Source organism: Streptomyces mexicanus (assembly GCF_902506575.1).
Taxonomy (GTDB): Bacteria; Actinomycetota; Actinomycetes; order Streptomycetales; family Streptomycetaceae; genus Streptomyces; species Streptomyces mexicanus.
Genome location: NZ_LR732544.1, coordinates 3154469 through 3163774, shown reverse-complemented (window position 1 = coordinate 3163774; position 9306 = coordinate 3154469). Strand labels below are relative to the sequence as shown.

Sequence of the window (9306 nt, the reverse complement as noted above, 5' to 3'; positions counted from 1 at the left end):
CGGGCCGATCTCCACCGGCTCGGACTGGGGGTGAGCGGGGAGCGTGTACAGCTGCTCCTGGCTGAGCGGCCCGGGGACCCCGAGGGACTCACCGGGCGGCAGGGGCGTGGTGGAGCCCGGCCCGCGGGCCGGCCGCACCCTCCACCTGGCCCGCCGCCGGCGGCCGGGGGCGAGCCGCCGGGGGAGGAGGGGAGGGAGGAGGAGAAGGAGGGGATGGAAATGAAGGGGGAGATGAGGAGGGGCGATGGGCGGCAGCCGATGGGACGTGTGAGCTGAGTCCCATCCCCGAGTGCCCGGGCGCGGTTCGCTCGTTGACATCACCGGGCCGCCGGTAGGGTGGCCCGGTCGTTTCCCGTAGCCGAGCCCAGCAGCGAACCGGAGACCGTGACTACCACCGCCGCCTCCTCCTCCCACCACCTCTCGCCCGCCTTCCCCGGCCGCGCCCCCTGGGGCACCGCCGGCAAGCTGCGTGCCTGGCAGCAGGGCGCGATGGACAAGTACATCCAGGAGCAGCCGCGCGACTTCCTCGCGGTTGCCACCCCCGGCGCCGGAAAGACGACCTTCGCCCTCACGCTCGCCTCGTGGCTGCTGCACCACCACATCGTCCAGCAGGTGACGGTGGTCGCACCGACCGAGCACCTGAAGAAGCAGTGGGCGGAGGCCGCCGCACGCATAGGGATCAAGCTGGACCCGGAGTACAGCGCGGGCCCGCTGGGCCGGGAGTACCACGGCGTCGCCGTGACCTACGCGGGCGTCGGCGTGCGCCCCATGCTGCACCGCAACCGCGTCGAGCAGCGCAAGACCCTCGTCATCCTCGACGAGATCCACCACGCCGGCGACAGCAAGTCCTGGGGCGAGGCCTGCCTGGAGGCGTTCGAACCGGCCACCCGCCGGCTCGCGCTGACCGGTACGCCGTTCCGTTCCGACACCAACCCGATCCCGTTCGTGACGTACGAGGAGGGCCCCGACGGCATCCGCCGCTCGGCCGCCGACTACACCTACGGCTACGGCTCCGCCCTCGCCGACGGCGTCGTCCGGCCGGTCATCTTCCTCTCCTACAGCGGCAACATGCGCTGGCGCACCAAGGCCGGCGACGAGGTCGCGGCCAAGCTGGGCGAGCCGATGACCAAGGACGCCATCAGCCAGGCCTGGCGCACCGCGCTCGACCCGCGCGGTGAGTGGATGCCGGCCGTGCTGCGCGCCGCCGACCAGCGCCTGACCGAGGTCCGCAAGGCGATCCCGGACGCCGGTGCCCTCGTCATCGCCTCCGACCAGGATTCCGCGCGCGCCTACGCCAAGCTGCTGCGCGAGATCACCGGCAGCAGTCCGACCGTCGTGCTCTCCGACGACGCGGGCGCCTCGAAGAAGATCGACGAGTTCAGCAACAACGACGACCGCTGGATGGTCGCGGTCCGCATGGTCTCCGAGGGCGTCGACGTGCCCCGGCTCGCGGTCGGGGTGTACGCCACGACGATCTCCACGCCGCTGTTCTTCGCCCAGGCCGTCGGCCGTTTCGTACGGTCCCGGCGGCGCGGCGAGACCGCGTCGGTGTTCCTGCCGACCGTCCCCGACCTGCTGACCTTCGCAGGCGAGATGGAGGTCGAGCGCGACCACGCCCTGGACAAGCCGAAGAAGGAGGGCGAGGAGGACCCGTACGCCGAATCCGAGAAGGAGATGGAGGAGGCGAACAAGCAGCAGGACGAGGACACCGGCGAGCAGGACATGCTGCCCTTCGAGGCGCTGGAGTCCGACGCCGTCTTCGACCGGGTCCTCTACGACGGCGCCGAGTTCGGCATGCAGGCCCACCCCGGCAGCGAGGAGGAGCAGGACTACCTCGGCATCCCGGGCCTGCTGGAGCCCGAGCAGGTCCAGCTGCTGCTGCAAAAACGCCAGGCCCGGCAGATCGCGCACAGCCGCAGGAAGCCCGCCGAGGAGGCCGACCTGCTCGAACTGCCCGCCGACCGGCGCCCGGTGGTGACCCACAAGGAGCTGATGGAGCTGCGCCCGCAGCTCAACACCATGGTCGGCGCCTACGTCCACCAGAGCGGCAAGCCGCACGGCGTCATCCACAACGAGCTGCGCCGGGTGTGCGGCGGCCCGCCGAGCGCGGAGGCGACGGCCGGACAGCTGCGCCAGCGCATCGCCAAGGTCCAGGAGTGGGCGACCCGGATGAGGTGAGCGGGGCCGGTGCGGCTCCCTGTGCGGTACGTATCGGGTCGAACGCACACAGTTCCCTCCGGGTGGTGACCGGATTGTGGACGGAGGCTTCCGCTGAGCGAACCCGCTTCGCTAATGTCCCGCTACGCACACGCCCCGTGGCGACGCCGCCGCGGAGCGCAGCCGTGAAGCGACTTCCGTCCGGGACGGCCCGGACCACCGGCCGATCGGCGGCGTTCGTCGCGCGTCACTGACGGGACTCGGTGACGTACCCGCCGCGAGGAACGCCGCCGACCTCACCACTGAAGGAGTGGGCGTCGTGACCGCGGAGACCTCTCAGACGCTCGACCGGGGACTGAAGGTCCTCAAGCTGCTGGCCGACACGGACCACGGGCTGACCGTCACCGAACTGTCCCACCGGCTCGGCGTGAACAGGACCGTGGTGTACCGGCTCCTGGCCACCCTGGAACAGCACGCCCTCGTCCGTCGCGACCTGGGCGGCCGGGCCCGGGTCGGGCTCGGCGTGCTGCGGCTGGGCCGCCAGGTGCACCCGCTGGTGCGCGAGGCGGCGCTGCCCGCGCTGCGCTCCTTGGCCGAGGACATAGGGGCCACGGCGCACCTGACCCTGGTGGACGGGGCGGAGGCGCTGGCGGTCGCCGTGGTCGAACCCACCTGGACCGACTACCACGTGGCCTACCGCGCCGGCTTCCGCCACTCCCTGGACCGGGGCGCCGCGGGCAAGGCGATCCTCGCGGCCCGCCGCCAGCCGCTGGGCGACCCCGGCTACACCCTCACCCACGGCGAGCTGGAGACGGGCGCCTGCGGCGCGGCCGCTCCCCTGCTCGGCGTGACCGGGGTCGAGGGCAGCGTGGGCGTGGTGATGCTGGCGGACTTCGTACCGGAACGGGTGGGGCCGCGGGTGGTGGAGGCGGCCCGCGAGGTGGCGGAAGCGCTGCGCTGAAGCCGCAGGGCCCCGCCCGGCGGGCGGCACCGGGCCCTTCCGGCCGGATCCGGGCCGCCCCGGCCGGAACCTGGCCGGAACCGGCCGTCGCGTAGATTGACCCTGTGTTCTCTCGCCTCACACGTCCCCAGGCCCTCGCCGTCTGCGCGCTGCCCGTCGTGGCCCTGATCGCCACGGCCGTGTTCGCGCCCCTGCCGTTCTCGGTGGCGCAGCCGGGGTCCACGGCGAACGTGCTCGGGAGCTTCAAGGGCAGCCAGGTGATCACCATCAGCGGCGCGTCCGTGCGCAGGACGACCGGGCAGCTGCGGATGACCACCATCGTGGCCACCGGGCCGGACGCGCACGTATCCCTGGGGAACGTGATCGACGGCTGGTTCGCCACCGACCGCGCGGTCATGCCGCGCGACGCGGTCTACCCGAGCGGGAACAACGTCAAGGAGATCGAGCGGCACAACGCCGAGCAGATGAAGCAGTCCCAGGACGCGGCCACCCGGGCCGCCCTCGGCTACCTGGGCCTCGGCAAGGACAAGGACATCAAGGTCTCGCTGAAGCTCGCCGACGTAGGTGGCCCCAGCGCGGGCCTGCTGTTCTCGCTGGGCATCATCGACAAGCTCCACGGCGACGGCAAGGGCGGCGACCTCTCCGGCGGCCGCACGATCGCCGGTACGGGCACGATCAGCCCCGACGGCACGGTCGGCGCCGTCGGCGGCGTCTCCCTCAAGACCCGGGCCGCCCGCCGGGACGGCGCCAGTGTCTTCCTGGTCCCCAAGGCCGAGTGCACCGACGCCCGCGCCGAACTCCCCGAGGGACTGCGCCTCGTCCCGGTCACCACCCTCAAGGGCGCGGTCGCCGCCCTGACGGCCCTGGAGCACGGCGGCTCGGTCCCCAGTTGTTAGGCAACCACCGCCTTCGGGGCCGCGGGGCCGGTGGCCAGGCGCAGGCCGACCTCCACGAGGGTCCAGCCGAGGCGGGTCCGCAGGTCGCCCGCTCGCCGTGGGCCGGCGGCGGGAGCGTCGGCGGCGAGGCGGTGGGCGTCGGCGGCGGCGCGCAGTTCGGCCGCGCGGGTGCGGTGCAGGGCGAGATGGATCTCCGGATGCATCGGGCGGCCTCTCAGTCGGTACGGGTGGGGAAGAGGTGGGTGTGGATGCGCACCTGCTCGGCGTCCGCGGCGCCCTCCTCGGAGGCGAGGGGCCGGTAGCTCTCGACGAGTGCGTGCACCTTCTCGATGAGGTCGCGGACGAGGTCGGGCGTCAGGCGCAGGGTCCAGTCGCTCATGTCCGAGGCGTCCTGCCAGGCCTCGGTCCAGTCGGCCCGGGTGCCGAGCCATGTCGCCAGTTCCTGGGTGTGCTGGTTGGCGATCTCGTGCAGGAACAGGTCCGCGGCGCCGCGCACCCCCGGATCGGGGTCCTTGAGCAGCCCCCCGTCGAAGGTCACGCCCAGGTGCGCCGCCCGCCACCAGCGCTCCCGTCCCTTGCCGCGCTCCGGCACGTCCTCGACGAAGCCGTGCGCGGCGAGCTGGCGCAGGTGGTAGCTGGTGGCGCCACTGGACTCGCCCAGTTTCGCGGCCAGTTGGGAGGCGGTGGCCGGTCCTGCGTGCCGCAGCACGGTGAGCAGGCGCATGCGCAGGGGGTGGGCGAGGCCGCGCAGTGAGCGCGCGTCGAGCGCGCGTACGGGGAGCGGTTCGGCGGGTTCGGGCATGCAGACGAAGGTAGCGGTGCAAAGAGTCCTTTGCAACGGGTTCTCTGCAAGGAAGTCTTTGCACGGCGGTGGTGCGAGGCGCGCGCAGGGTGCTTCTTCGCGACCCGCGTCCACCAGCGGGCGGCCCCTACTCCTCCGCCGCCTGCTCCACCAGCGGGATGATCCGCAGCGGCACCGGGTTCTCCATCACGATCGCCGTGGAGGCGCGGACGATGCCGTCGATGGCGACCACGCGGTCGATGACGCGCTGCAGGTCGGCGTTGGAGCGGGCGACCAGGCGGCAGAGCATGTCACCGGTGCCCGTGGTGGTGTGCAGCTCCAGGACCTCGGGGACGGTGGCCAGGTGCGCCCGTACGTCCGCGCCCTGGCCCTGCCGGATCTGCAGGGTGGCGAACGCCGTCACCGGGTAGCCGAGCGCCGCCGGGTCCACCTCGGGGCCGAAGCCGCGTATGACGCCGTGGGACCGCAGGCGGTCCAACCGGGCCTGGACCGTGCCCCGGGCCACCCCCAGCCGCCGGGACATCTCCAGCACACCGATGCGCGGCTCGCGCGCCAGCAGCACGATGATCCGGCCGTCCAGGTGATCGATCGCCACGGCACGCCTCCCCGGTGGTCATCCTGTACAGAAAGCCCGTCGGCACCCGACGTTCACTGGTCAGATTGCCCAGTGAATGCGCGAACTATTGCGCACCTTGCGAGCCCGGGTGACCCTTCCGCTATGACGCAGACCACACAGCACACTCCCGACGTGACCGCCCGGCAGGCCGATCCCTTCCCGGTCAAGGGAATGGACGCGGTCGTCTTCGCCGTGGGCAACGCCAAGCAGGCGGCGCACTACTACTCCACCGCCTTCGGCATGCAGCTGGTGGCCTACTCCGGACCGGAGAACGGCAGCCGCGAGACCGCTTCCTACGTCCTGGAGAGCGGCTCCGCCCGCTTCGTGTTCACCTCGGTGATCAAGCCGGCCACCGACTGGGGCCGCTTCCTCGCCCAGCACGTCGCCGAGCACGGCGACGGCGTCATCGACCTGGCCATCGAGGTCCCCGACGCGCGCGCCGCGTACGCCTACGCCACCGCGCACGGCGCCCGCTCCGTCGCCGAGCCGTACGAGCTGAAGGACGAGCACGGCACCGTCGTCCTCGCCGCGATCGCCACCTACGGCGAGACCCGCCACACCCTCGTCGAGCGCACCGGCTACGACGGCCCCTACCTGCCCGGCTACGTCGCCGCCCAGCCCCTCGTGGAGTCCGGCGAGCGCTTCTTCCAGGCCGTCGACCACTGCGTCGGCAACGTCGAACTCGGCCGGATGAACGAGTGGGTGGACTTCTACCACAAGGTCATGGGCTTCACGAACATGAAGGAGTTCGTGGGCGACGACATCGCCACCGAGTACAGCGCGCTGATGTCGAAGGTCGTGGCCGACGGCACCCTCAAGGTCAAGTTCCCGATCAACGAGCCGGCCCTGGCCAAGAAGAAGTCCCAGATCGACGAGTACCTGGAGTTCTACGGCGGCGCCGGCGTCCAGCACATCGCGCTGAACACCAACGACATCGTGCAGACCGTGCGGCGGATGCGCGCCGCCGGCGTGGAGTTCCTCGACACGCCCGACGCCTACTACGACACCCTCGGCGAGTGGGTCGGCGACACCCGCGTGCCCGTCGACACCCTGCGCGAACTGAAGATCCTCGCCGACCGCGACGAGGACGGCTACCTGCTGCAGATCTTCACCAAGCCGGTCCAGGACCGCCCGACCGTGTTCTTCGAGCTCATCGAGCGGCACGGCTCCATGGGCTTCGGCAAGGGCAACTTCAAGGCCCTGTTCGAGGCGATCGAACGCGAGCAGGAGCGCCGCGGCAACCTGTGACGGCCCGGCCCCGTGCGGGTGCGCCCCCCGGCGTACCCGCACGGGACGGCAAGCGCTCTCACGGGGTTCACACCGCGGCCCCCGAGTGCGACGCTGTGATCATGAGCCGTATCCAAGCCGCACCCGACGAGGCCGAGAGCAACCTCACCGACCGGCTCCTTGCGGGCCTGCCGGCCGACGCGGTCCTCACCGACCCCGACGTCACGGCCTCCTATGCCCACGACATGGCGAGCTTCTGCCCGTCCGGCGCCCCGTCCGTCGTCGTGCTGCCCCGCACCGTGGAACAGGTGCAGCACGTCATGCGCATCGCCACCGAGCTGCGCGTCCCGGTCGTCCCGCAGGGCGCCCGCACCGGCCTGTCGGGCGCGGCCAACGCCTCCGACGGCTGCATCGTCCTCTCCCTGACCCGGATGGACCGGATCCTGGAGATCAACCCCGTGGACCGCATCGCGGTCGTCGAGCCCGGCGTCGTCAACGCCGCCCTGTCCCGCGCGGTCAACGAACACGGCCTGTACTACCCGCCGGACCCCTCCAGCTGGGAGATGTGCACCATCGGCGGCAACATCGGCACCGCCTCCGGCGGCCTGTGCTGCGTGAAGTACGGCGTCACCGCCGAGTACGTCCTCGGCCTGGACGTCGTGCTCGCCGACGGCCGCCTGCTGTCCACCGGCCGCCGCACCGCCAAGGGCGTCGCCGGGTACGACCTCACCCGCCTGTTCGTCGGGTCCGAGGGCTCGCTCGGCATCGTCGTGCGGGCCGTCCTGGCCCTCAAGCCGCAGCCGCCGCAGCAGCTCGTGCTCGCCGCCGAGTTCCCCTCCGCCACCGCCGCGTGCGACGCGGTGTGCCGGATCATGGCGCAGGGCCATGTGCCCTCGCTGCTGGAGCTGATGGACCGTACGACGGTCAAGGCCGTCAACGACTACGCCCACATGGGTCTGCCCGAGACCACCGAGGCGCTGCTGCTGGCCGCCTTCGACACCCCCGACCCGGCCCCCGACCTCGCCGCCCTCGGCGCCCTGGGCGGGGCGGCGGGCGCCACCCAGGTCGTCCCCGCCGACGACGCCGCCGAGTCCGAGATGCTGCTCCAGGCCCGGCGGCTGTCCCTGGTCGCGCTGGAGGCGGTCAAGGGCACGACGATGATCGACGACGTGTGCGTGCCGCGCTCCCGGCTCGGCGAGATGCTCGACGGCGTCGAACGGATCGCCGAGAAGTACCAGCTCACGATCGGCGTCTGCGCCCACGCCGGCGACGGCAACACCCACCCGACCGTCTGCTTCGACGCCCAGGACCCCGACGAGTCCCGGCGCGCCCGCGAGTCCTTCGACGAGATCATGGCGCTCGGGCTGCGGCTCGGCGGCACCATCACCGGCGAGCACGGCGTGGGCGTGCTGAAGAAGGAGTGGCTGGCGCGCGAGATCGGGCCGGTGGGCCTGGAGATGCAACGGGCGATCAAGCAGACCTTCGACCCGCTGGGCATCCTCAACCCGGGGAAGCTGTTCTGAGCCGGCCGCCCCGGCACCGGGCGAGCCGGCCGGGGCACCGGCACCGGGGTGGCCGTTGCGCGGGTCCGGCGTCCGGATGGGTCGTCGCGTGACACCGGCGTCCGGACGGGTCGTTCCGCCGCACCGGTGTCCGGACGGGGCGCTCCGGCGTCCGGGTGGGCCGTCGCGTGGCATCGGCGTCCGGACGGGTCGTTGCGCCGCGCCGGCCCGGGAGGCCGCCGTCCGCCCGCTCACTGCGCGAGCAGCCCCGCCAGCCCGTCGTCGATGCCGAGCCGGTCGCCCTCGCTGCCCGGCGGCACCACCCGCAAGGTGCGCTCCAGCCAGGCCGCCACCTGCGCGGCCGGTGCCTCCAGCAGGGCCTCGCCACCGGGGGAGTTGAGCGCGATCAGCACCACACTGCGGCCGTGGGTCCTGGACGGCCACACCCGCACATCCCCGTGCCCGCACGGCCGGAACACCCCCTCCACCAGCAGATCCCGCGCGAACGCCCAGTGCACGGGGCAGGCCGAGTCGACGTGGAAGTCGATGTGCACGGCGTACGGGTCGGCGGTGCGGTAGCCGAGCCGGGCCGGCACCGGGACCGCCTGCCCGGCCGACACGATCAGCCTCAGCTGCAGTTCGCGCTCCACCACGGTGTGCCTCATGGATCCTCGTTCCTCTCCGCTCACGGCGTTTCGCCCCTCGTGGCACGGGCGGCACGCACGACGCGTCCACTCGTACCGGTGTCTCCCACGGGCCCAGGGCGGACCCGTACGAGTGGAGAGGCGGGAGGACGCCGGGCATTACGCGAGTCGACGGAACTTTTCTCCGCACCGTGCCGCCTGCGCTTCCACCGGGGTGCGGCACCCGCACGAGGATGCCCGGAAAGAGTGGGTCGGGCGGGACCGGCGGTGGCGCGCGCGCCGGTCTGATAGATGTGGAGCCCCCGATACCACCCCCGAGCAGATACGGGACGACGGACATGAGCGCCCCAACCCCGGCACCCGGTGACGAACGGCCCCGCGAGGGGTACTACCCGGACCCGTCCATCCCTGGCTACGTCCGGTACTGGAACGGTGCCGCCTGGGTACCGGGCACCGTTCCAGTACCGGACGTAGCCAGGGATGGACGGGTCCGGGTAGTAC

The 9306-nt window shown here is 72.3% G+C and carries 9 protein-coding genes and 1 pseudogene; 6 read left to right on the top strand and 4 right to left on the bottom strand.

From position 1 onward, the window contains the following. Positions 1-384: 384 nt before the first annotated feature. The 3 genes from GV126_RS14150 to GV126_RS14140 all read left to right on the top strand — a co-directional run bounded on the left by GV126_RS14150 (position 385) and on the right by GV126_RS14140 (position 4014). A complete protein-coding gene (locus tag GV126_RS14150) occupies positions 385-2178 on the top strand; it encodes a DEAD/DEAH box helicase (RefSeq protein WP_159666350.1) in 1794 nt (597 codons plus the stop codon). Between the two features lie 298 nt (positions 2179-2476). Then, positions 2477-3118 (top strand): IclR family transcriptional regulator, encoded by a 642-nt coding sequence (locus GV126_RS14145; protein ID WP_159666347.1) that lies wholly within the window; start codon positions 2477-2479, stop codon positions 3116-3118. A 104-nt stretch (positions 3119-3222) separates the two neighbouring features. Beyond that, positions 3223-4014, top strand: a complete 792-nt coding sequence (locus GV126_RS14140) for a S16 family serine protease (RefSeq protein ID WP_159666344.1) — start codon at positions 3223-3225, stop codon at positions 4012-4014. On the opposite strand, the gene GV126_RS14135 is transcribed toward GV126_RS14140, so the two are convergent. The 3 genes from GV126_RS14135 to GV126_RS14125 form a co-directional block, all read right to left on the bottom strand. Next, the gene (locus GV126_RS14135) at positions 4011-4217 is read right to left on the bottom strand and encodes a hypothetical protein (RefSeq protein WP_159666341.1); all 207 of its coding nucleotides are present in this window, start codon (positions 4215-4217) and stop codon (positions 4011-4013) included. The genes GV126_RS14140 and GV126_RS14135 overlap by 4 nt on opposite strands. Before the next feature lie 11 nt (positions 4218-4228). Next, positions 4229-4816 carry an ArsR/SmtB family transcription factor gene (locus GV126_RS14130; protein ID WP_159666338.1) on the bottom strand — a complete coding sequence of 196 codons (588 nt, stop codon included), beginning with the start codon at positions 4814-4816 and terminating at the stop codon, positions 4229-4231. A 127-nt stretch (positions 4817-4943) separates the two neighbouring features. Further along, entirely contained in the window at positions 4944-5411 is a 468-nt protein-coding gene (locus tag GV126_RS14125) for an Lrp/AsnC family transcriptional regulator (RefSeq protein WP_159666335.1), read from the bottom strand. Between the two features lie 123 nt (positions 5412-5534). On the opposite strand from GV126_RS14125, the gene hppD reads away from it, so the two are divergent. Further along, positions 5535-6680: a 4-hydroxyphenylpyruvate dioxygenase gene (hppD, locus tag GV126_RS14120; protein ID WP_159666332.1), complete on the top strand. Its 1146-nt coding sequence runs from the start codon at positions 5535-5537 to the stop codon at positions 6678-6680. A 95-nt stretch (positions 6681-6775) separates the two neighbouring features. Then, the gene (locus tag GV126_RS14115; RefSeq protein WP_159666329.1) at positions 6776-8182 is read left to right on the top strand and encodes an FAD-binding oxidoreductase; all 1407 of its coding nucleotides are present in this window, start codon (positions 6776-6778) and stop codon (positions 8180-8182) included. Positions 8183-8412: 230 nt separating this feature from the next. Here the strand turns inward: GV126_RS14115 and GV126_RS14110 are convergent, their stop codons facing one another. Next, positions 8413-8826 (bottom strand): SsgA family sporulation/cell division regulator, encoded by a 414-nt coding sequence (locus tag GV126_RS14110; protein ID WP_159666327.1) that lies wholly within the window; start codon positions 8824-8826, stop codon positions 8413-8415. Between the two features lie 317 nt (positions 8827-9143). On the opposite strand from GV126_RS14110, the pseudogene GV126_RS36455 reads away from it, so the two are divergent. Beyond that, positions 9144-9260, top strand: a pseudogene (locus GV126_RS36455) (DUF2510 domain-containing protein); the annotation flags it as partial. Positions 9261-9306: the final 46 nt, after the last annotated feature.

Bases quoted from the DNA above. Each gene is read 5' to 3' on its own strand.
- GV126_RS14130 (WP_159666338.1), bottom strand. From the start codon at position 4,816: ATGCCCGAACCCGCCGAACCGCTCCCCGTACGCGCGCTCGACGCGCGC.
- hppD (WP_159666332.1), top strand. From the start codon at position 5,535: ATGACGCAGACCACACAGCACACTCCCGACGTGACCGCCCGGCAGGCC.
- GV126_RS14135 (WP_159666341.1), bottom strand. From the start codon at position 4,217: ATGCATCCGGAGATCCATCTCGCCCTGCACCGCACCCGCGCGGCCGAA.
- GV126_RS14110 (WP_159666327.1), bottom strand. From the start codon at position 8,826: ATGAGGCACACCGTGGTGGAGCGCGAACTGCAGCTGAGGCTGATCGTG.